This window comes from Acinetobacter sp. SW-226 (genome assembly GCF_055632855.1).
In genome coordinates this window covers 109,430-130,400 of sequence record NZ_CM145752.1, presented here as the reverse complement: position 1 = coordinate 130,400, position 20,971 = coordinate 109,430, and the positions used below count along the sequence as shown (strand labels likewise).

The 20,971-nt window shown below is 41.9% G+C and carries 22 protein-coding genes; 10 read left to right on the top strand and 12 right to left on the bottom strand.

Annotation, left to right across the window (positions count from 1 at the left end; all coding sequences use genetic code 11):
• Positions 1-206 precede the first annotated feature (206 nt).
• Positions 207-1,439, top strand: a complete 1,233-nt coding sequence (locus tag ACZ8ZH_RS00545; RefSeq protein ID WP_162900248.1) for a GGDEF domain-containing protein — start codon at positions 207-209, stop codon at positions 1,437-1,439.
• Here the strand turns inward: ACZ8ZH_RS00545 and ACZ8ZH_RS00540 are convergent.
• The 5 genes from ACZ8ZH_RS00540 to ACZ8ZH_RS00520 all read right to left on the bottom strand — a co-directional run bounded on the left by ACZ8ZH_RS00540 (position 1,436) and on the right by ACZ8ZH_RS00520 (position 5,775).
• Complete coding sequence (locus ACZ8ZH_RS00540; RefSeq protein WP_119063312.1) at positions 1,436-2,074, bottom strand: glutathione S-transferase family protein; 639 nt, start codon at positions 2,072-2,074, stop codon at positions 1,436-1,438. The genes ACZ8ZH_RS00545 and ACZ8ZH_RS00540 overlap by 4 nt on opposite strands.
• A gap of 18 nt (positions 2,075-2,092) precedes the next feature.
• The gene (gene dsbD / locus ACZ8ZH_RS00535) at positions 2,093-3,919 is read right to left on the bottom strand and encodes a protein-disulfide reductase DsbD (protein WP_119063313.1); all 1,827 of its coding nucleotides are present in this window, start codon (positions 3,917-3,919) and stop codon (positions 2,093-2,095) included.
• Positions 3,920-3,937: 18 nt separating this feature from the next.
• Positions 3,938-4,708 (bottom strand): transporter, encoded by a 771-nt coding sequence (locus ACZ8ZH_RS00530; RefSeq protein ID WP_119063314.1) that lies wholly within the window; start codon positions 4,706-4,708, stop codon positions 3,938-3,940.
• A gap of 14 nt (positions 4,709-4,722) precedes the next feature.
• Complete coding sequence (locus tag ACZ8ZH_RS00525; RefSeq protein WP_086210283.1) at positions 4,723-5,265, bottom strand: hypothetical protein; 543 nt, start codon at positions 5,263-5,265, stop codon at positions 4,723-4,725.
• Between the two features lie 138 nt (positions 5,266-5,403).
• Entirely contained in the window at positions 5,404-5,775 is a 372-nt protein-coding gene (locus ACZ8ZH_RS00520; RefSeq protein ID WP_086210284.1) for an HPF/RaiA family ribosome-associated protein, read from the bottom strand.
• A 242-nt stretch (positions 5,776-6,017) separates the two neighbouring features.
• Here ACZ8ZH_RS00520 and puuE point away from each other — a divergent pair, with 242 nt between their 5' ends.
• The 6 genes from puuE (at position 6,018) to ACZ8ZH_RS00490 (ending at position 10,813) form a co-directional block, all read left to right on the top strand.
• Positions 6,018-6,986 carry an allantoinase PuuE gene (gene puuE, locus ACZ8ZH_RS00515; protein ID WP_119063315.1) on the top strand — a complete coding sequence of 323 codons (969 nt, stop codon included), beginning with the start codon at positions 6,018-6,020 and terminating at the stop codon, positions 6,984-6,986.
• 124 nt (positions 6,987-7,110) lie between these two features.
• Complete coding sequence (gene uraD, locus ACZ8ZH_RS00510) at positions 7,111-7,614, top strand: 2-oxo-4-hydroxy-4-carboxy-5-ureidoimidazoline decarboxylase (protein WP_119063316.1); 504 nt, start codon at positions 7,111-7,113, stop codon at positions 7,612-7,614.
• A complete protein-coding gene (uraH, locus tag ACZ8ZH_RS00505; RefSeq protein WP_110974606.1) occupies positions 7,611-7,937 on the top strand; it encodes a hydroxyisourate hydrolase in 327 nt (108 codons plus the stop codon). Before uraD ends, uraH begins: the two co-directional genes overlap by 4 nt.
• 37 nt (positions 7,938-7,974) lie before the next feature.
• On the top strand, positions 7,975-9,333 hold the full coding sequence (locus ACZ8ZH_RS00500) for a nucleobase:cation symporter-2 family protein (RefSeq protein ID WP_119063317.1): 1,359 nt from the start codon (positions 7,975-7,977) through the stop codon (positions 9,331-9,333).
• 127 nt (positions 9,334-9,460) lie between these two features.
• On the top strand, positions 9,461-10,210 hold the full coding sequence (locus ACZ8ZH_RS00495; protein WP_119063318.1) for an outer membrane protein OmpK: 750 nt from the start codon (positions 9,461-9,463) through the stop codon (positions 10,208-10,210).
• Positions 10,211-10,306: 96 nt separating this feature from the next.
• A complete protein-coding gene (locus ACZ8ZH_RS00490; RefSeq protein ID WP_119063319.1) occupies positions 10,307-10,813 on the top strand; it encodes a GNAT family N-acetyltransferase in 507 nt (168 codons plus the stop codon).
• Here ACZ8ZH_RS00490 and ACZ8ZH_RS00485 read toward each other — a convergent pair.
• Both ACZ8ZH_RS00485 and hpxO read right to left on the bottom strand, forming a co-directional pair.
• Complete coding sequence (locus ACZ8ZH_RS00485) at positions 10,802-11,308, bottom strand: DUF1877 family protein (RefSeq protein ID WP_086210291.1); 507 nt, start codon at positions 11,306-11,308, stop codon at positions 10,802-10,804. The genes ACZ8ZH_RS00490 and ACZ8ZH_RS00485 overlap by 12 nt on opposite strands.
• A 146-nt stretch (positions 11,309-11,454) precedes the next feature.
• Complete coding sequence (gene hpxO, locus ACZ8ZH_RS00480; protein WP_119063320.1) at positions 11,455-12,612, bottom strand: FAD-dependent urate hydroxylase HpxO; 1,158 nt, start codon at positions 12,610-12,612, stop codon at positions 11,455-11,457.
• A 212-nt stretch (positions 12,613-12,824) separates the two neighbouring features.
• On the opposite strand from hpxO, the gene alc reads away from it, so the two are divergent.
• The 3 genes from alc to ACZ8ZH_RS00465 all read left to right on the top strand — a co-directional run bounded on the left by alc (position 12,825) and on the right by ACZ8ZH_RS00465 (position 15,242).
• The gene (gene alc / locus ACZ8ZH_RS00475; protein ID WP_119063321.1) at positions 12,825-13,829 is read left to right on the top strand and encodes an allantoicase; all 1,005 of its coding nucleotides are present in this window, start codon (positions 12,825-12,827) and stop codon (positions 13,827-13,829) included.
• A 109-nt stretch (positions 13,830-13,938) separates the two neighbouring features.
• Positions 13,939-14,451 (top strand): ureidoglycolate lyase, encoded by a 513-nt coding sequence (locus tag ACZ8ZH_RS00470; RefSeq protein ID WP_119063322.1) that lies wholly within the window; start codon positions 13,939-13,941, stop codon positions 14,449-14,451.
• A 68-nt stretch (positions 14,452-14,519) separates the two neighbouring features.
• A complete protein-coding gene (locus ACZ8ZH_RS00465) occupies positions 14,520-15,242 on the top strand; it encodes a hypothetical protein (protein WP_119063323.1) in 723 nt (240 codons plus the stop codon).
• An 88-nt stretch (positions 15,243-15,330) separates the two neighbouring features.
• Here the strand turns inward: ACZ8ZH_RS00465 and urtE are convergent, their stop codons facing one another.
• The 5 genes from urtE to urtA form a co-directional block, all read right to left on the bottom strand.
• Positions 15,331-16,029, bottom strand: a complete 699-nt coding sequence (gene urtE / locus ACZ8ZH_RS00460; protein ID WP_086210296.1) for an urea ABC transporter ATP-binding subunit UrtE — start codon at positions 16,027-16,029, stop codon at positions 15,331-15,333.
• 10 nt (positions 16,030-16,039) lie between these two features.
• Positions 16,040-16,858, bottom strand: a complete 819-nt coding sequence (urtD, locus tag ACZ8ZH_RS00455) for an urea ABC transporter ATP-binding protein UrtD (RefSeq protein ID WP_086210297.1) — start codon at positions 16,856-16,858, stop codon at positions 16,040-16,042.
• Complete coding sequence (gene urtC, locus ACZ8ZH_RS00450; protein WP_119063324.1) at positions 16,855-17,928, bottom strand: urea ABC transporter permease subunit UrtC; 1,074 nt, start codon at positions 17,926-17,928, stop codon at positions 16,855-16,857. The genes urtD and urtC overlap by 4 nt, the downstream gene beginning before the upstream one ends.
• 4 nt (positions 17,929-17,932) lie before the next feature.
• Positions 17,933-19,564, bottom strand: coding sequence for an urea ABC transporter permease subunit UrtB (urtB, locus tag ACZ8ZH_RS00445; RefSeq protein WP_086210299.1), 1,632 nt, complete (start codon positions 19,562-19,564; stop codon positions 17,933-17,935).
• Between the two features lie 95 nt (positions 19,565-19,659).
• Positions 19,660-20,943, bottom strand: a complete 1,284-nt coding sequence (gene urtA, locus ACZ8ZH_RS00440; RefSeq protein WP_110974597.1) for an urea ABC transporter substrate-binding protein — start codon at positions 20,941-20,943, stop codon at positions 19,660-19,662.
• Between the last annotated feature and the right edge of the window lie 28 nt (positions 20,944-20,971).

Genomic DNA, 20,971 nt, shown 5'->3' with positions numbered 1-20,971 from the left:
TTTAATAGGAGCATATTAAAAGAATTGCCCTACCAGAATAATGCACTTCAGTAAAACACTATGTTTCAAAAATAGAACACTTTTCCCTTTTTGTAGGGATGTTTTTACTATGATTTTAGGTGCTATCTTGTATTTCAATTTTAAAATTAATGATAATGATATTTAAATTAAAAAATAATACGAAAATAAAAGGATAAGAATATTGAATGAATTCACTAGCCGTTGCCTCTAAAAAATTAACGAAAAATAAACTTTCTCGCTATCTACTTGAAGAGGAAGTCATTATGAATTGGAGTACATTGAAAAAATGTATTTTGATGCTTATTTTAGCCTGTACCATCCATATTGCTTGGCTAGGCTGGGATACGTTTATTCTAATGAACCCTCAATACTGGCAGGTGGTCAATATCGAGTTTGTTCGCATTCAATTTGTGCTGAATTCTATTTTTTGTTTGGTGCTCTTAGGGCTGATTTACCCCTGCTATGCTTTACAGGATCGCGCATGGGTGCAACGCTTTTTACCTTATGTCGCCATCGGTATCTTTGTGATTTCACTTTGCCAAGACAGCTATTTTGTTGGGGTTTTAAGCCCAATGACCATGATTGCCTACATTTGTTTACTGACGCTGGGTTTAGTGCTGTTTAAACGCAAAATCATTTATATGATGCTGATTCCTGCCACGAGTTTTTTAGTTTTTTCAGGATATCTGAGTTTTATTGACGTTGTCCCTTACTCCCCTCTTTTTATCATTGATGGGAAGCTTTTTCTTAATGGCTTCTGGTTATTTTCGATGTTGTATTTCATTACTCCGATCTTAATCACTTGCTTAATTTTATTTGAAATTTTACTTAGCCAGTGGCGTCATCGTGAACAACAGATCCAAAGTTTAAGTCAGATTGATCCCCTCACCAACACGCTTAACCGACGCAGTATTAGCCAAAACTTAGAAAACTTAGGTCATGAGAAACATTCTCCTTATGCAATTGTGCTACTAGATCTCGATCTGTTTAAAAATATCAATGATCAGTTCGGACACCATATGGGAGATGCAGTTTTAATTGCAGTCGGTCAAAAATTGAGTGAGCATTTACGTGAACAGGATATCGTAGGTCGCTATGGCGGCGAAGAGTTTATATTAATCTTAAAGCGTTCTTCGCAACATCGTGCGCGCCGTATTGCAGAACGTTGTCGGGCAGCCATTGAATCTTTGGTTATTGAAAATGAAGATGGACGTTCAATTCGTATCACCGCCAGTTTCGGTATTGCCCTATCTGCACATAAATTAAAACCCCAACAATTATTAAACCAAGCTGACAAAGCACTTTATGCAGCGAAAGCCGGAGGACGGAATCAAATTAAATGCTATTTTGAAATCGGTGCTTCTGAAATTGAATACGAGTCCAAATGTCGTGATAACCCTCATATTCCACGTCATTAGACAGCTTCTTCTAATCCAGAATGGATCCAAGCACTGACAGCAGGATGCTTGATTATCTGTTGCATATACTGCTGGCTTTGCTCAGATACGGGCAATGCATAACTCTTGAGACGCATCACCACAGGTGCATAAAAGGCATCGGCTATACAGAAATTGCCAAATAAAAAAGCATGCGCGTCTGCACGTTTAGCCCAAATGTGTTCAATCCGCGCAACATCTGCTCTTAATGCCGCATGCTTCTTCCAAAGTGCTTGACCTTCGGCTGTGCTGTATTGCATCTGAAGATTCATTGGGCACAATTCACGCAGTGCCATAAAACTACTGTGCATTTCACCACTGATGCTTCGTGCTTGCGCTCTTAAGGCTTTAGCTCTTGGCCAAAGTGCTAAGTCTGGATGTTGCTCAGCCAAATATTCACAAATCGCTAAAGAGTCCCAAATTCTAAATTCTCCTACATCTAAAACAGGTACTTGAGCATTGGCATGAATATGGGATAGTTGCTCTTTAAAACTGGGGTTTGTCGCATCAAAGCGAACAAGTACCTCTTCAAAGTCGATGTTAAATGCGGTTAAAACCAACCACGCTCGCATTGACCAACTGGAGGAGTTTTTATTGGCAATATATAAACGTTGCATCACCCTTCTCCCTCAGGTTTAAAAACGTTGTAATTGAGCTAAAAGTTCAGCCTCAGTAAATGCACCTGTTAAACGTAAACCGCGAATTTCTTGTTGTGAGGCATCTAAAAATAAATAGGTGGGTGGCCCTAAAATATCCCACTGGTTTAAGAGCACTTGATGGGTTGCATCATAATGACTCAAATCCAGTTTAATTAAATAATACGGCGCAAGTGCCTGTTGTACTGTGGCAGATTTTAAAATACGGTGTTCAATCGGCTGACAGGCAATACACCAATCCGCATAGACATCAATCACGATTTTTTGGCCTTTCGGTGCTTGTGCTAATAACTGCTGAAACTCTGCCGCCGTACTTGCGACATGCCAATGCGCAGAGTCTGTCACTGGTGACTCAAAAAAACGTTGACTCTGTTGATATTGGCTATAGCCAATATAAGACCCGCCAATCAGCAACGCCACGATATATAACACACGTAACTGGGTTTTATTCCACATTAAACGATATAACACATAACCAATAAAGCTTAAGCCTAGGACTAAACTTAGCAGTTGCATCCATGTCTCAGAAAGCATTGGGCGAATAAAATACAGCGCCAAAGCCAACATAATAAAAGCAAATAACACCCGAATTTGATTCATCCATAACCCTGCACGTGGCAAGATTTTAGCCCCCAATATACTGGCAAGCAGAAGTGGCGTTCCCATCCCAAAGCCTAAAGTGAACAATAAAACTGCACCTTGCCACTGGCTTTGCGTTTGTGAAATGAACAATAAAGCACCAGCCAAAGGGGCTGTCATACAAGGGCCAACCAACAAGGCAGAAATCATACCCATGATTCCCACACTGATCAGACTACCCCCTTTTTGCATGGACTGAATATGATCAAGCTTATTGACCAGCACTTGAGGCAGTTTAAGCTCAAATAGTCCAAATAAATTTAACGCGAATAAGACAAAAAGCAGGCTAAAAGCAATGAGGGTTGAAGGCTGCTGCAACCAACGCTGAAAATTCAAACCTGCGGAGGATGCAACCAACCCCAAAATGGCATAAACCATCGCCATGCTGCAGACAAAGACCAAAGCAATCATCCATGCTTTAAGACCTTTACTGTCTCGTATAATGAGAGAAGTTAAAATCGGTAACATGGGTAAAGAACACGGTGTAAACGCGAGCAGGATGCCGAGCCCAAAGAACAACAATAAGCCATAAGCCAACGAGCTCTTAGCCAATTCCTCTGACCACATTTGGTCTTGGGCTGCGGAATCATCAGCGCTTAATGTTACTTGTTCAGATGTCACATTTGTCTCTAAGGACTGCGCTTGAGTATTCGACTGCGCTGCCAAATCTAACAGCCGTTTTGAACCACTGGCCTGATCTTGCAGGCTGATCAAGCCATTAACATCAGTTTTAAATTCAATGGTTTGTGGTGGATAGCAAATACGATCTTTGGCACAACCCTGCCAAGTCACCTGATAGGTTTGCGAAGCTTGTGTATTTAAATCAAATTGTACGTGTTGATAATAAACTTGGGTATGCCCATAGTTTTCATCATATAAATCATGGGCTGGAGGTAGCTCTAACTTAAGCACCTGTCCTGCCTGTTTCACTTCAAATTTGTGCTGATAGATATAATAGTGTTCAGGGATATCCCAATGTAGCTGAGCGCTATGCTCAGTTGTGGACTCCACTGTAAACGGAAACGCATCCTTGGCTGAAAGCAGTGGAGTTTCTGCATGAACGTTTAGAATACTGGCCCAAATACACAGATTGATAATCAATACTGATAGCACCAGATACCACGTTCTTCCGTTCTTCCCCTGTTCCAGATGAAGATGCTTTTCCATAATGTTTTCTTTTTCTAATTAAAATAAGTATGAAATGCCAAGGGCTGAGTAATAGCTTTTATCTGAACCATCTAAGTCAACGCCAACACTTGCATCCAGTTGCATCCGCTGATTGACCGCATACATTAAACCTGTACCCAGCGCATATTCATTGTCTTGGCTTTCTGCTTTACGGTAAACCAATTCAGAGAAGCCACTGAGTTTATCGGTAAATTGGTACTCGAGTGTCGGAATTGCAGAAATTGCCCAATCACTATTTTGAACTTCATAACGCATGGTGATAGATGTTGTCACAAGATCGCTATAATCATAAGACACAGCAGAAGTCAGGCTATAAATATCATCTTCATTGGTGAAACCATCATTGCCTGTAGCAATAACCGCTTCAGCTAATACGGCCATACTCAAACGTTCATCATCCAGTGGAATAGCCGCTTTTACACCCACACTGACATCACCCAAACCATCTGTTTCAGACTTGTTACCCGCCACTTTCACTTGCTGCCACGACGGACCTGCCCAACCCAATTGTAATTCGATGTTTTTTGCTAGACCTGTGCGGAACAACATATCTGCATTTAAGTTGGTGGTTTTTACTTTTTCCCCATCGGCAGTGGTGGACTCAACATAATTTGCATTGGCTAAGCCCTGCTCCCATGCCAACTGACCCACAGGCGTAATGCCAGTGCCCATACCCGAGCCAGGGCGGTCAAAGGAAAAATCTGCAGCCATCGCATTCATACTGAATCCAGCTGTGACACATAAACCCAAATGTTTTAATTTCATCATGATTTTCTCGCTGTTTAGGCTAATTCTTTTGACATTTTTGCACCGTGCTGACGAAGCAACTCTAAAGTTTGCTTTTCTTCAGCTAATGCTTCGGCCCAGTTAATTTCATCAAATTCACAATCAAAGAACAAATCGCTAATCGAAGATAAAATAGTCAAACCATCTTCATCTTTGGTGTTTGGATCGACTTTCTCATCCAATAAGCGTTTGACTGCGGGCGCACATGCAGCACTTGCAGCATCCCAAAGTGGGCCATAAATTTCCTCTGTATCCCACAAATGTAAATTCGCTTTTGCTTGAATTAACTGTTCTAAAATCTCTAAATGTACCGCTAGGCTATCTTGCTTTTCTTGTTCTGATAAAGGTGTACCCGCTTCATACGCTTCGCAAATTGCTTCCCACCATTTAAATAAGCCATCTGACCAAACTGAAATCACAGGTCCTTTTTCAGAGTCAATAAAATTTGGATTTAATCCATCTGCTAATAAACGTTGAACTTGCTGAAGATCTAATTCTTCAAGTGCTTGCACGAAAGCTTGTTGTTGCGCGGTTAACATGGAGAGGACGCTCTTCAATTCAGTTTTATTCTATTATGCCGAATAAACGGAACATTTGTTATCCGTAATGTTGGATAAAAGTGAGTGCCAAACATGAAAAAAGCCCCAAATCTGGGGCTTTTTAAAATTCCGTGAGGTTTATTCTTCCTCATCCTCTAGGCCATCATCCTGATCTGCATAAACAGGTTGCCCAGCACGTGGTTTATCATTCCTTTCAAAGGTATGTTCTAGGCTACGTTTGAGGCGATCAATCGCACCATGAATCGCCGTATCGACATTATGACCTTTATGATTTACAACCACGGGTTTTAAACCTGCAGGACGAGCTTCAATCATACATTGAATGTCGTCATCTCCGCCTTTATGGCTATTGGCATCACTCAGATGCACTGAAAAATGGGTAATACGTTCACTGTGACGTTGGAATTCTTGATTGAGCTCTGCACGTACATAACTAATTAAACGGTCACTATTTTGAATGTTTTTATCTGTACGGATTTCTATGTTCATAAAATAACATCCTCTCTTTATTTGACTCTTTTCTGTGCAAAACTTTTTTATCTTGGCACACTTGTAGCTTACTGTTTTAACAGCATACGACCATCTTCAATTTCTATTGGAAAGCAACCTCCCCTGATTGAATGATGAACACTTTTGAGTCTGCAGATCTGTGTCCTTCTACTTTGAATATCGGGCCTAACTCAAAATTATGCAAGTGATATTTTAAAAAAAATATGAAAAGGATACTTATTGTGACAAGCACTTACTTACGTGGCCAAGAACTCATTGATTCTATTCAAACTTCTGCCTATTCACGTGACCTAATTGGCTATGCAGGAACCCCACCACACGCTCACTGGCCCAATCAAGCACGCATTGCACTACAGTTTGTTTTGAACTATGAAGAAGGGGCTGAAAACCATGTTGAGCATGGTGATGCTGGTTCTGAGCAGTTCCTATCTGAGTTGGTCGGTGCAGCGAGTTTTCCTGCTCAGCATCGCTCCATGGATTCCATGTATGAATATGGCTCACGAGCAGGTTTTTGGCGCATCCATGCGGAGTTTCAAAAACGTGGACTCCCGATGACCATCTTTGGGGTAGGTATGGCACTGGCACGTAATCCACCTATTGTCGAAGCAATCAAACAAGCCCAATACGATGTGGTCTCTCATGGACAACGTTGGTTGCACTATCAAAATGTCGATATTGAAACCGAGTATCAACATATGGATCAGGCCTTGAGCGTACTTGAAACATTATTGGGTCAAACTCCCATCGGCTGGTATACGGGCCGAGACAGCCCCAATACACGTCAATTGCTCGCAGCGTTTCCACAGATTCAATATGACTCGGACTACTATGGCGACGATTTACCGTTTTGGACCACATTAACGCAAACCGATGGCACCACACGTCCGCATCTGATTATTCCCTATACACTTGAATGCAATGATATGAAGTTCAGTTCCGCAGGTGGCTTTAGTACAGGAGAGCATTTTTTCCAATATTTAAAGGACAGTTTTGATGTGTTGTATAACGAAGGTGAAAGCAGTCCGAAAATGATGTCGATTGGCATGCACTGCCGTCTTCTCGGTCGTCCGGGTCGCTTTAAAGCCTTACAACGCTTTCTCGATTACGTTCAGAGCCATGAAAAAGTTTGGATCTGTCGTCGCTCAGAGATTGCTGAACATTGGTATCAACATCATGCCCCTAATATGTGAAGCATCATGTAAATAGGAGCCTCTTTTGGGCGCTTATTTAGCTATTTTGGGGTGTAAATTTGTCTGTATTTGGCACTGATATTGCAAAGTTTTAGCTATTCTTTTTAAACATCAGGTCAAAATAGTGCATCTGAACGAATTTAATCAATCCCCCCCTGCCGAACTCGAAAACCGATTAAAACACTGCGTGCCTATTCAAAGTTGGGGGCAAGCCATTATTGCAGCCCGCCCCTTTTCATCTATACAAAAGGTACTTGATTACGCAGCTCAACTCAGCCAGACATGGACATGGGACGAGGTTCAATCTGCTCTAGATATGCATCCAAGGATTGGAGAGAAGCGAGCCAAAACTGAACTTAGCCCAACCGAACAAGCTTTTTCAGAACGTGAACAGGCCCAACTCCAAAGCAATAAAGAGACTCAACAGGCATTGATCACCGCCAACATCGCTTATGAAAAAAAATATGGCTACATCTTCTTAATCAAGGCTTCAGGTTTAAATGTGAATGATATTTTAACGGCACTGAACTATCGACTAAAAAACGACCCTGAAACGGAACAACGCATCGTCAAACAGCAGTTATCTGAAATTGCCATCCTTCGCCTTACACAGGAGCTTACCGCATGATCAGCACCCATATTTTAGATACTGCTTTAGGTCAACCTGCAGCTCAGGTCGATGTGAGATTATTCAATCATGTTGGCGAATTATTGGCTTGTGCACAAACCAATATAGATGGTCGTATTCAAGCAGCAGATTTTGGCTTAGAAGCACTCATTTCTGGAGAGTATGCACTTGAGTTCAATACAAAGGATTATTTCGAAAAACAAGGCCTTGAAACATTTTTCCCCAAAGCTGTGATTCATTTTTATATCCAAAATACCGAGCAACACTATCACATTCCTCTGCTGATCAGCCCTTTTGCTTATTCCACTTACCGTGGAAGCTAAGCACAACACAAACCAACAGAATATGGGGAAAAACAATATGACAAAACTCAATAAAAGCCTCTCTCCAGAACATGAGTATTTGGGGGCGACTAAAAGTGTAGCTTACGGTTTGCAACATGTGCTCACTATGTATGGTGGAATTGTTGCACCCCCACTGATTATTGGTACTGCAGCAGGCTTAAACGCGGCACAGATTGGTTTACTCATTGCTGCGGCGTTGTTTGTCGGCGGTTTAGCCACTATTTTACAAACCATAGGGGTGAAGTACATTGGGGCGCAACTTCCTTTGGTGCAAGGCGTTTCTTTTGCAGGGGTCGCTACCATGGTGGCGATTGTCACTACAGGTGGAGGGCTGCCCGCAGTTTATGGTGCAGTCATCGTTGCATCATTGATTGGCTTTTTCTTAGCCCCTTATTTTTCCAAAATTATTCGCTTTTTTCCCCCTGTCGTCACAGGTTCCGTCATCACCATCATTGGTTTATCCCTCCTGCCTGTCGCTGTCCGTTGGATGATGGGTGGCAATAAAACGGCACCGAACTGGGGAAGTGTTGAAAATATCAGTTTGGCTCTCCTAACTTTAGCAATCGTGATTGGACTGAATATGCTTCAAAGCCCGACCATGCGCCGGTTGTCGATTCTAGTATCAATCATTCTAGGTACATGCATCGCCTATATTCTAGGTTTTGGTGACTTTAGCCACATCACCAATGGTACTTGGATTCAAGCCCCGAGTGTTTTTGCTTTTGGGCTTCCTGTTTTTGAATTCACCGCAATTCTTTCAATGCTGATTGTGACTTTAGTCATTATGACGGAAACCACTGCCGACATTATTGCAGTATGTGAAATTGTTGGAACGAAGGTTGATTCTGAGCGCATTGCAGCAGGTTTACGTGCAGATATGCTATCGAGTGCGGCAGCACCCATTTTAGGTTCCTTTATGCAAAGTGCTTTTGCGCAAAACGTCGGTCTGGTTGCCATTACAGGAATTAAAAGCCGCTTTGTAGTGGCTGCAGGTGGTGGCATTTTAGTGATCTTGGGGTTATTACCGATTATGGGGCGCTTGATTGCAGCTATTCCATTCCCAGTTTTAGGTGGGGCAGGTTTAGTTTTATTTGGAACAGTAGCTGCTAGTGGCATCCGAACATTGGCTAAAGTTGACTATAATGAGCAAAAAAATCTAATTATTGTTGCAACTTCAATTGCAGCAGGCATGATTCCAATCATAGATTATTCTTTCTTTATAAACTTCCCCAAATGGGTGCAAACCCTGTTCCATTCTGGGATCAGTTCGACCTGTATCATGGCGATATTATTAAATTTATTATTCAATCATCTTCCTTCTTCAAAAAGAAAGTCTGTCACTAAAAATAAAATACTTCAGGAAGCCCACCACTAAACCATTTGGTAAAAAAAGTGTAATAAATAACCTTTTTTTATGATCCATCTCCATCACGTTCGTCAAATTTGGCTTTATTTTTGCTTAATAATCGGTATCCTTGTATCCGATTTTTTGGGGAATATTCATGAAACTGACTCAAATTGCTGCTTTCGTAGCATTATCTTCTGCTGCGGCAATTTCTCAAGCTGCGCCGATCTGGCAAGACTTTAGCCTCACTGCTTTATACGGTGAAAACTATGCGCATCCTGTAAATATGGATGACAATAACCAGCAAACAACGGCTACTGTCGAATATACAGCTAAATTGAAATATGGTGACTTTTTCGGCTTCGCTGACCGTGCTCACAATGATTTCGAAAACAGCACATATTTCGAGCTTTCGCCTCGCCTAAGCTTAAGTGCTGTTACAGGAACTAAACTAGAAGCTGGTCCAATTAAAGATATTTTAATTGCGGGAACATGGGAAGCAAACAGCTCGAATTACTCAGGTGCAGACTTCAACAACTACCTCTATGGTATTGGTTTTGATCTTGCTATTCCTTATTTCCAATATGCACAGTTGAACTTCTATAAAGCGGATAATGAGAAAGGAACAACTGATGACTACCAAATGACTGCTGTCTATGGTATTCCAGTGAAATTAGGTTCTGAAGATTTCCTTGTTGATGGCTTCCTTGACTGGTCAACAGGTGAAAATGCAGGTCATGCAAGTGAATTAAACTGGACAACACAATGGAAATGGAATGTTGGTAAACACATTTCTCCAGATACACGTCTTTATGTGGGTGTTGAACACTCTGTATGGAACAACAAATACGGCATCAAAGGTTTAGACCAAAATGACGTTAGTGCATTAATCAAATACCACTTCTAATTCACTTTTGTGAATATCCAAAAGCAAGACTTCTGTCTTGCTTTTTTTTATGTAAAAGCAGCATGATAAAGCTCCAATACAACGACTCAGCCTTCCATGTCTTTTATCATCCGCCCTGCTACTGAACACGATTTGCCTGCCATTCAAAATATTTACAATGCTGAAGTTCTACATGGTATGGCAACGTGGAATGAACATGCATATGATTTAGCGCATTTTCAAAAACAGTTACAACACTTTAAAAATCAGCAATTTCCATTTTGTGTAATGGAAGACCAAGAGAAAAAGGTGATTGCAGGATTTGCAGACTATGCCACTTTCCGTAATTTTTCAGGCTATCGTTTTACCGTTGAGCATTCTATTTATATTTCACCCAACTATGAACGTCAGGGTTTAGGTAAACAACTTTTAGCCTATTTGATTGAACAAGCAAAAATACAGCAAATGCATGTCATGGTTGCAGGAATTGACCATGCCAATCTTGCATCAATTGCATTACACGAAAAATTCGGCTTCGTACAAACAGGCTATATGCCACAAGTAGGACAAAAATTTGGCCAATGGCGTGATCTAGTACTGATGCAATTGATGTTAAATCAGTGAGATTGGCGTTAAATTGTCACTGGTTACACTGATCACAGCGTAATTATGCTTTGCTGCTTGTTCATAAAAATTTTTGAGTTGAGCAAACAGCAAGCTCAACTCCGCAAATTGCAGTTCTATCGACTCAGTCCGAATCCCATGCTCCTGCTCTAGGCGCTTTAAACACGTAGTTTGCATATGCTTTTTAAAGTCATCAATATCGAGTTTCCCTAATGCTTCTTCGACTTCAACTACACGAACTGCCGTGTTATAGCGCACCTCTGTGAGTTGTTTCTGACGTTCCGATAAATGATGTTCAGCTTGTACACTCAAAGCCAGTAAGGAAGTTCCAGACTTAAAACTCCCCTGCAACAACGTTTGTAAGATCTTCCAGTTTGAGCCTAAAAGCAGACGTGATTCAAGCTGTTGCGAATCCAATACATCTTGCACATCAGTCGACTCTAAAATCAGCATTTCTAAAGCATTGGGTTGAATACTTAATAATAATGTGTCCATATGGCTGCTCTTATTGTTGTTACTTTCCATTAGCTTAACGCGTCTGAAATCCAACTGCTCAATCAATTTGTATGAGTAATTTTCACAAAAACGCAAAGGACAGTGGTCCTTTACTCCGAGCTTAAATACGCCACAAAAAATATCCCCTAATCCAGCGGATTACCCACAATATTACTAATAATTCCCTTCATGATATGAGGGCCTTGCTCAGTACGTAAGTCCTCATACCATGCCTGGGTTACACTTTCATCTTTCATATGGGTCACATCACAACGTTTACGTGCGCGTAGCACCATTTCTCCTGTGCGTTCGTTGCGTTTATTTTGATAACGACGTAACGAGTCTTGTAAGCCCAAAGTATTAATTTGTAGTGCGCGTGCCAAATAAATAGCATCCTCCATCGCCTGACAACCGCCTTGCCCAATATCAGGCGTTGTACTATGTGCTGCATCTCCGACGATCACCACACGACCTTTATAGAAGTCAGTAAATGGCTCAATATCATGAATTTCGACACGATTAGTCTGCTGTTCATTCATTGCATTAATGAGGCTTTGCACAGGCGCACACCAATTTTGAAAATACTCTTTCAACTTTTTTTTATATTGATTTCGATCATTTTCCAAACCAACTGGTAGAGGCACATCAAAAAAGAAATAGAAGCGATTGTCAGAAACTGGCATAAGTGAAGCACGCTTCCCTTCGCCAACAAATGTCGTCCATTGATCTGCTGGTGCTAAATCACTAGATATTTCAACTAAACCATTCCAGTTGACGTAACCAGCGTAACGGCGTTCAACTTGATCACCAAGAACATACGCTCGAGTCAAAGAGTGAGTTCCATCTGCTCCAACCAATAATTCTGTTTGGATTTCTGTTCCATCTGCAAAGCGAACTGTGACCATATCATTGTGCTCTGCTAAAGACAGCATTTTTTTACCGAGCTTGATATCCTGACGCCCAAATTCATCCATCAACATGTTTTGTAGTTCGGCACGCGAAACAGGATACGGTCGCTGTCCAACCTCTTCAATCAAAGGATACAAGCTGAACTGGGTCATGACATCCCCCGTTAAACCATCAACATAAGCCAAATGGTCCATCTGCCCACCTAGGCGTGCGACTTGGTGGGTTAAGCCCAAATAATTCAGGCACTTCACACCATTTGACCACAATGAAATGGCTGCACCTACAGGTAAAATATGCTCTGTTTGCTCATAAATGGTGACTCGATGCCCAAATTTCTTCAATGCGATTCCTGTCGTTAAACCACCCATCCCTGCACCAATAATTGCAATTTCCATCTGTTCCTCTTTTTCAAATTTGTATCATTCAGATTGAAAAAGCGAAAAGCATGCCATCTTTGAGCCCTTCATTTATGTCCATCAAAAGTTGGCATAAGCTGTGCTACATAAAGGAAAGAAAGTAATTTCATTTTCGTAAAATTGGCAGATAAATTTCTTTATTTTTAAAACGAAAAATCACCTATTGATGACCCTAAACACGGACCTATTTCATGGCAACCTTATTTGCACCTAGCTTTGAGCTTCCTACGAATATACAACAATTGACCAATCTGGCAGATCTGCGTATTGGGGCTGAAGTGATTGAATGCTCGGATGATTTTTTTGCTGAAGCCAAACGCATGTTGCAATTTGACGCTCCAGTTTTTGTGGAGGATAAATTTGACGATCACGGAAAATGGATGGATGGTTGGGAAACACGGCGTAAGCGCCATGCAGGTTACGACTGGGCCATAGTCAAACTTGGAGTCGCAGGAAAAATTAAAGCTTTTGATATCGACACGACATTCTTTACTGGCAATTATCCTGCTTCCGCGGCTATTGAAGCCTGTTATGCACCAAAGGGTAACTTTGAAGATGTGGAATGGCACCAAATTTTACCAAACAGTATATTGGGACCTAGCCAGCACCATATTTTTGAGGTTAAAACTGAAATGGTGTATACCCATATTCGTTTAAACATTTACCCTGATGGTGGCATCGCGCGTCTTCGTGTTTATGGTGATGTGCAAACCCAAATTACCGGCCACAATCAAATATTAGATCTGTTGGCATTGGAAAATGGAGGACGCGTCATTGCATATAGTGATGCCCATTTTGGACATCCCCGTAATTTAATTAATCCTGGTAGAGGGATCAATATGGGCGATGGCTGGGAAACTAAACGTCGTCGGGCACCTGGTTTTGATTGGTGCATTTTAGCCTTGGGGCAAGCAGGCTCTATTGAAAAAATTGAAATTGACACTGCACATTTTAAAGGCAATTACCCAGCTGAAGTTTCAGTTCAAGCCATTTATATTGAAGATGCTACCGACCCACAACTGATTCCACAAAGTATGTTTTGGCCCTTTTTATTAGAGGCGAAAACCATGCAAATGGATCATATCCATTGTTATGCCAATGAAATTTTAACACAGAACAAAGTGTCCCATATTCGGGTCAATATGATTCCCGACGGTGGCATTAGCCGCATTCGTCTATGGGGTAAAATTGTCTAATTTATATTCAAATTGACATGATTAGCTCAATTATTATTTTAGATTTATGCTGTTATATTTTCATATATGCATCAGTTTTGAAAATACAGTTTTCATTTGGAAGAAACCCATGCCACATCATATTTTGATTCAACCGATTAGCAATGAAAATTTTGCCGAGTTTGGTGATGTGATTAGCTGCCGAGGGCATGATTTTTTCCATATTAATGATGCACACACTGAGCGCTATCATGCCTTGGCTGAAACTGAAATTATGGGCCATGCAAAAGTTGGTATTAGTATCTTTCGAAATATCCAGACCACTACACTTCCTGTTGAAATTTCAATGTTGGAACGTCACCCCAAAGGCTCTCAAGCGTTCATCCCGATGCACGGTCAAAAATTTCTAGTGTTGGTTGCGCCAAGTTTGGATACGGATCGACCTGATATTTGTAAATTACAGGCTTTTATTACAGATGGTTCGCAGGGTGTGAATTATCATATAGGGACATGGCACCATCCACTTTTAACACTGGAATCTCCTAGTGATTTTGCCGTTATTGATCGAATTGGGACTGGACATAATTGTGATATTTTTCAGTTTCCATCACCTCTCTTTATCGAAGAGTCGGGAAACCCCTAAATATTGTCCCTTTACTTTGAATAGCTCCCTATGTTCTATTCAAAGCATAACGAAAATGGGATCAAATCATGCTCAAGTATCCATTCTTGATTGGACTTTTGACTGTAAGCACACTCGCTTCAGCAGATGAGACCTTTGAACAAGAACTTCGCCAAGGTTGCGCCAAAGTCAAAATCTCTGCCAATGCTGGTAAGAAATTTTATGATCAAAAACAATATCAAAAAGCGTTAGAGCAATTTCAGTATCAAGCGACGTGGTCTTCTTTTTGTTTAATGAATCAACCCGAAAGTGGTGTATCCCTTACTGAACGTGATGTCGAAATTGCCAACAACAATGTCGGTTTAAGTTATAGCAAGTTGGGAAAACCGCTTTGGGCTAGAGCGTGGTTTTTGCATGATGCTAAGTCTAAATCTAGTCAATTTAATTTAAAGCAACTACCACCGCCTAAAAAATCAGCAACACTAGCGGGCAAATATGTACAGTATGCAGGCTTTGGGCAGTGGAATCAGATTGAGGTAAAACCGCTTAAGCATGTATATCAAATTGAATTTAATGGTCTTTATATGGGAATACGCAGTCTCATCTATGGACCCAATATGGGTGAGTTTGAAACCACCATGCCGCTCAATCGAACTCAAGCGCAATATCAGGTCGATGACTGTAAAATTAATTTAAAGTTTGCCTTCGATCCCAAAATTGGACATACCATCCGTGTCAGCGAAACCAATACCATGAGCTGTGGTTTTGGGCACAATGTTTCAGCAAACGGTGTATTTCTAAAAGTAGAATAAGATCCATATCTAACATTCAATGTACTAACCTCCCCTTTAGCAGGGAGGCTTTTTGTCACTTGTTCAACAGAGGGGAAAATAACGAGACTTAAATCGCCACCAATTCTCGAATACCTTTTGCAGGCATTTCACTGCCTGCCCCTTGTGCAATCACTTGCCCACGGGCCATAACGGTATATGTATCAGCCAATTCTTCGGCAAAGTCATAAAACTGCTCAACCAAAACCACCGCCATCTCACCACCATCCGCCAGTTTACGAATCACTCGGCCAATGTCTTTGATAATAGAAGGTTGAATGCCTTCTGTGGGTTCATCCAATATTAACACCCGCGGTTCTGACGCTAAAGCACGCGCAATCGCCAATTGCTGCTGCTGTCCACCCGATAAATCTCCACCACGACGATGTTTCATTTCATCTAATACGGGGAATATTTCATACAAATGTTCAGGTACTTTTCGGGTTTTAGCCCCCTTAAACTTGGCCATGCCAATCAGGATATTTTCTTCAACAGTTAGGGTCGAAAAAATATCACGGCCTTGTGGCACGTAAGCCAAACCTGCACGAACACGTTGTTCAGGATTCATCTTCGAGATGTCCTTGCCATCAAGTAAAATTTGGCCCGACTTGATCGGTAAAATCCCCATCAGACATTTCAGTAAGGTGGTTTTTCCAACACCATTCCGCCCCAACACCACCGAGCACTCTCCCACAGGGGCCTGAAATGAAACATCTCTTAAAATATGACTGCCACCGTAAAACTGATTGACGTCTTTGACTTCTAACATGGTCGGCTCCTTAACGTCCTAAGTATTTCTCAATCACATCTTCATTGGCCTGTACCTCTGCCAATGTGCCTTCAGCTAAAATCGACCCTTGAGCCAGTACCGTCACTTTTTCACTGATGGTGTCGATAAAGCTCATATCATGTTCAACCACCACCAAAGTGTGATTTTTCTTCAACTCTAAACACAGCTCAGCCGTGCGTTCTGTTTCGGCATCAGTCATGCCTGCCACAGGTTCATCAAGTAAAATCAGCTTAGGACGTTGCATAAGCAACATGCCGATTTCCAACCATTGCTTTTGTCCATGTGACAACAGCCCCGCAGGTTTATGTACCCATTCTTCTAGCCGAATTTGCGCCAAAGACTCATCCAAAGCCAACTGCGCATCTGGATCCAGTTTACTGAAGAAACTTTTTTTGACGCGCTTATCTTTTGGTGCCGCGAGTAGCAAGTTTTCCATCACTGTAAAATTTTCAAATACTGTTGGTTTTTGAAATTTACGACCAATGCCTGCTTCTGCAATTTGCTCCGTACTCATCTTGGCCAAATCATAGTTTTGCCCAAAAAAAGCTGAGCCTTCGGTCGGTCGGGTTTTGCCTGTAATCACATCCATCAGTGTTGTTTTACCTGCCCCATTGGGTCCAATGATACAGCGTAGCTCACCTTCTTTGATGTACAGCGACAGATCATTTAAGGCCCGAAAGGCATCAAACCAAACACTGACTTTTTCCAAGTACAGTGCAATACCGTGGCTAAAGTCAGCGCCTTGTTCTTTGGGACGCCCATAGCCGTCTGAAGCATGGCCACCATGAGGTTGTATTAGCTCACTCATTCGCTACGCTCCTTTTTAAAACGGTCAAACAGACCAATGACACCTTTGGGTAAGAAAATGGTGACCACAATAAATAAAGCACCCAAGATTAATAACCATGCTTCTGGATAAGCCACGGTGAAATAGGTTTTCACGCCATTAATTAACCCGGCACCCAAAATTGGGCCAATCAAAGTCCCACGCCCACCCGCAGCCACCCATACCGCCATTTCAATCGAATTGACGGGGTTCATTTCACTTGGGTTAATAATACCTGCTTGGGGAACGTATAAAGCCCCTGCAATACCTGCAATGACCGCCGACAGCACCCATGCAGATAGCTTGTACCAAAGTGTGCGGTAGCCCAAATACTGTAAGCGATTTTCGCTGTCACGAATTGCTCCCAGTACACGGCCATAAGGTTTATTCATAAGATGACGCAATCCCACAAAGCACAACAGCAGCACAACAGCGGTGAGAAAACAGAGTGTGGCACGCATGGATGCTGAGGTAATGTCCATGCCAAAAATGGTTTTAAAGCCTGTAAAACCATTATTTCCACCAAAGCCTGTTTCATTGCGGAAGAACAACAGTGCCGCCGCAAAAGTCATAGCCTGAGTAATAATCGAAAAATACACGCCTTTAATTTTGGAGCGAAACGCAAAGAAACCAAAGATGAAAGCCACCATACCAGGAACCAATACCACCAAGGCCAAAGCCCATAAGAAATGATTGGTACCCACCCAATACCATGGCAGTTCAGTCCAACTTAAAAAACGCATAAAGTCAGGAAGTGCATCCCCTGCAGATTGGCGCATCAGATACATGCCGAAAGCATACCCCCCCAGCGCAAAGTACAAGCCGTGACCTAAACTTAAAATGCCTGCATAGCCCCAAACCAAGTCCAGTGCCAAAGCCACCAAAGCCAAGCACATGATTTTACCAATCAGGGTGACCCAATACGCAGAAAGATAAAATGCCGAATCAGCAGGAAGTAAATGTAACCATGGGAGCAATAACATGACAGCAAAACACGCCGCTATTGCCATTGCACTGATAGGTTTATCAGATAATAAAGAAGTGATTTTCATGCGCTTACTCCACAAAACGGCCTTTGATGGCAAACAAACCTTGTGGACGTTTTTGAATAAACAAAATCACAAGAACCAGTAGAATAATTTTCGCAAGAACAGCGCCCATGCCAATTTCAAGAATCGTACCACTGATACCCAAACCGAGTGCTGCCAGTACCGCTCCCCAGACTTGTCCTACACCACCAACAACAACGACCAAGAAAGCATCAATGATATAATTCTGACCTAAATCAGGCCCAACATTACCTACTTGCGCTAAGGCACAGCCTGCCAGACCAGCTAGGCCTGAACCCAGTCCAAAAGCCATCATGTCAATACGACTAGAACGAATGCCTACAGCTCGTGCCATTTGGCGGTTTTGCGTCACGGCACGAACAAACAAACCAAAGCGTGTTTTATTGAGCAGGTAAACCAACAGCAGTAGCACCGCAACCGTAAATACAATAATGGCAATCCGGTTATACGGCAGCATTAAACTGGGGCTCAGCGCAATACCGCCCGATAACCATGAAATATTGGAGACTTCGACATTTTGCGCGCCAAAAATCATCCGTACCAATTGCATCAAAATCAGACTGACCCCAAAAGTTGCCAACAGCGTTTCCAACTGACGGCCGTACAGTGGACGAATTACCGTCCGTTCAATCAACATGCCAATCAGCGCACTTACCACAAAGGCTGCAGGAATAGCTGCAATTAAATACCAATCAACATAACTGCCTAAGTAAGTCTTAAACAGGCTTTGCACCACATAGGTGGTATAAGCCCCTATCATAATCAATTCGCCATGTGCCATATTAATCACACCAAGCAGGCCATAAGTGATGGCTAAACCGAGCGCTGCTAGCAGTAAAATGCTGGCTGTACTAAAACCAGAAAATACATGTCCAGCCCATTCACTGGCTTGGATGCGAGTTTTAATCTGACTTTTGCCATCCGCCAAAATAGCTTTGAGATCTGGATTCAGATTAGGCTGGGTGAGGGTTTGTTCTACTAAGGCTAAAACATCGGGGCGATTTGACTCAGCGAGTACTTTTGCTGCTTGAATCTGTACCAACACATCTGGATTTTCAAAATCTAAACGTGCTTTAAGCTGTGCTAAGCGCTGTTTGACTTTGTTATTTTGCTCTTTCAAATAGAGCTGATTAATCTGTGCAATATTCAATTCAGACAGGTTATTTTCTAAAATATCAATCGCTTCTAAACGTTGAGAAAAGTCTTCAGATTTTAATTTTGCTTGTGCCTGACCAAAGTTTAAAGCTTTACGTAAAGTATTGACCAATGTCACTTGAGATAAATCACCCGGCCAAGTTTCAATCACTTGCTCATCAGGATAACTCAATAATTTCTCATTATTTTTTAAAATATATGTCGTGCCTGCACTGTCTTTGTATAACTCATCATTTTCAATAAATGCAACGAGACGATCAAACTCTTCAATCGTGCCCGGCCACTGGCTCAGCATGGCACGACGCTCTGCAAATTCTGCTTTAACAAAACGTTGAATGGCATCATTAGATGCTGATGCACTTTGTGTAGCAGAAGCGGGTTCAGTATTTTCAGCCCAAACACTGTTACTCATGAGCTGTGCCATTGAGCAGAGTATCGCGACACAAAAAATCTTTGGATTCATAAAATATTCCCTTAAGGTTGCTTAAAAAGTCCCGTATCGGGATGTTTTTATTTAAGAGCCCACAGCCGAAGCTATAGGCTCAGTACTTAAGACAATTATTTAGGAATGTATGGGCTCCACGGCTCTGCTTTAATCACACTTGGTGTTTTGTAGACCACATCAAACTGACCATCTGCGCGAATCTCACCAATCATGACTGGTTTATGTAAGTGATGGTTTTCTGCATCCATTTTTAAGGTGTAGCCAGAAGGTGCTTTAAACTCTTGACCAGCCATTGCTTCACGAACCTTATCAACATCGGTCGTTCCTGCTTTTTCAACAGCTTGCTTCCACATATTGATCCCCACATAGGTGGCTTCCATCGGATCATTGGTCACGATTTTGTCAGCATTCGGCAGTTTATATTCCACTGCATACTGCTTCATTTTATTGACAAATTCGGTATTGGTTGGGTTCTTCACTGACATAAAGTAGTTCCACGCCGCCAAATGTCCAACCAATGGCTTGGTATCAATACCACGGAGTTCTTCTTCACCCACAGAGAAGGCCATGACAGGAATGTCAGAGGCTTTGATACCTTGGTTCCCCAATTCACGGTAGAACGGCACATTTGAGTCGCCATTGATGGTTGAAATCACTGCTGTTTTCTTACCCGCAGCGAATTTCTTCACATTGCTCACAATAGTTTGATAGTTACTATGACCGAAGGGCGTGTACTCTTCCATGATGTCAGCATCTGCCACACCTTTGGACTTCAAAAACGCACGTAAGATTTTATTGGTGGTACGTGGGTAGACATAGTCTGTGCCCAATAAAACAAAACGCTCAGCTTTACCGCCCTCTTCGCTCATCAAGTATTCCACCGCAGGAATCGCTTGTTGATTTGGCGCAGCGCCCGTGTAAAAAATGTTTTTAGACTGTTCTTGCCCCTCATATTGCACAGGATAGAACAGTAAACCATTTAACTCTTCCACTACGGGCAAAACTGACTTACGAGAAACGGATGTCCATGCGCCAAAAATTACTGCCACTTTGTCTTGGGTAATCAGCTGACGTGCTTTTTCTGCAAATAAAGGCCAATCAGATGCAGGATCAACCACCACAGGTTCTAATTTCTTACCGAGTACACCGCCATTGGCATTGATTTCATTGATGGTCATCAATGCCGTATCTTTTAAAGACGTTTCAGAAATGGCCATCGTGCCTGAAAGTGAATGTAAAATCCCGACTTTAATGGTGTCACCACTCGCTGCTGTGGCAACAGGTTCAGATGCTGCTGTGCTCGCTTTATCTGCAGGTTTTGAACAACCTGTTAAAGCAATACTCCCCATAATTGCAGTTGCAAGGAATGTCTTCGTTAATAATTTTTGTTGGAACATCTCATTTTCTCCAAACTTGAAACTTAGG

Coding starts and splice junctions, on each gene's coding strand:
- ACZ8ZH_RS00545 (WP_162900248.1), top strand. CDS start 207: ATGAATTCACTAGCCGTTGCCTCTAAAAAATTAACGAAAAATAAACTT.
- ACZ8ZH_RS00540 (WP_119063312.1), bottom strand. CDS start 2,074: ATGCAACGTTTATATATTGCCAATAAAAACTCCTCCAGTTGGTCAATG.
- dsbD (WP_119063313.1), bottom strand. CDS start 3,919: ATGGAAAAGCATCTTCATCTGGAACAGGGGAAGAACGGAAGAACGTGG.
- ACZ8ZH_RS00530 (WP_119063314.1), bottom strand. CDS start 4,708: ATGATGAAATTAAAACATTTGGGTTTATGTGTCACAGCTGGATTCAGT.
- ACZ8ZH_RS00525 (WP_086210283.1), bottom strand. CDS start 5,265: ATGTTAACCGCGCAACAACAAGCTTTCGTGCAAGCACTTGAAGAATTA.
- ACZ8ZH_RS00520 (WP_086210284.1), bottom strand. CDS start 5,775: ATGAACATAGAAATCCGTACAGATAAAAACATTCAAAATAGTGACCGT.
- uraH (WP_110974606.1), top strand. CDS start 7,611: ATGATCAGCACCCATATTTTAGATACTGCTTTAGGTCAACCTGCAGCT.
- ACZ8ZH_RS00500 (WP_119063317.1), top strand. CDS start 7,975: ATGACAAAACTCAATAAAAGCCTCTCTCCAGAACATGAGTATTTGGGG.
- ACZ8ZH_RS00495 (WP_119063318.1), top strand. CDS start 9,461: ATGAAACTGACTCAAATTGCTGCTTTCGTAGCATTATCTTCTGCTGCG.
- ACZ8ZH_RS00490 (WP_119063319.1), top strand. CDS start 10,307: ATGTCTTTTATCATCCGCCCTGCTACTGAACACGATTTGCCTGCCATT.
- ACZ8ZH_RS00485 (WP_086210291.1), bottom strand. CDS start 11,308: ATGGACACATTATTATTAAGTATTCAACCCAATGCTTTAGAAATGCTG.
- hpxO (WP_119063320.1), bottom strand. CDS start 12,612: ATGGAAATTGCAATTATTGGTGCAGGGATGGGTGGTTTAACGACAGGA.
- alc (WP_119063321.1), top strand. CDS start 12,825: ATGGCAACCTTATTTGCACCTAGCTTTGAGCTTCCTACGAATATACAA.
- ACZ8ZH_RS00470 (WP_119063322.1), top strand. CDS start 13,939: ATGCCACATCATATTTTGATTCAACCGATTAGCAATGAAAATTTTGCC.
- ACZ8ZH_RS00465 (WP_119063323.1), top strand. CDS start 14,520: ATGCTCAAGTATCCATTCTTGATTGGACTTTTGACTGTAAGCACACTC.
- urtE (WP_086210296.1), bottom strand. CDS start 16,029: ATGTTAGAAGTCAAAGACGTCAATCAGTTTTACGGTGGCAGTCATATT.
- urtD (WP_086210297.1), bottom strand. CDS start 16,858: ATGAGTGAGCTAATACAACCTCATGGTGGCCATGCTTCAGACGGCTAT.
- urtC (WP_119063324.1), bottom strand. CDS start 17,928: ATGAAAATCACTTCTTTATTATCTGATAAACCTATCAGTGCAATGGCA.
- urtB (WP_086210299.1), bottom strand. CDS start 19,564: ATGAATCCAAAGATTTTTTGTGTCGCGATACTCTGCTCAATGGCACAG.
- urtA (WP_110974597.1), bottom strand. CDS start 20,943: ATGTTCCAACAAAAATTATTAACGAAGACATTCCTTGCAACTGCAATT.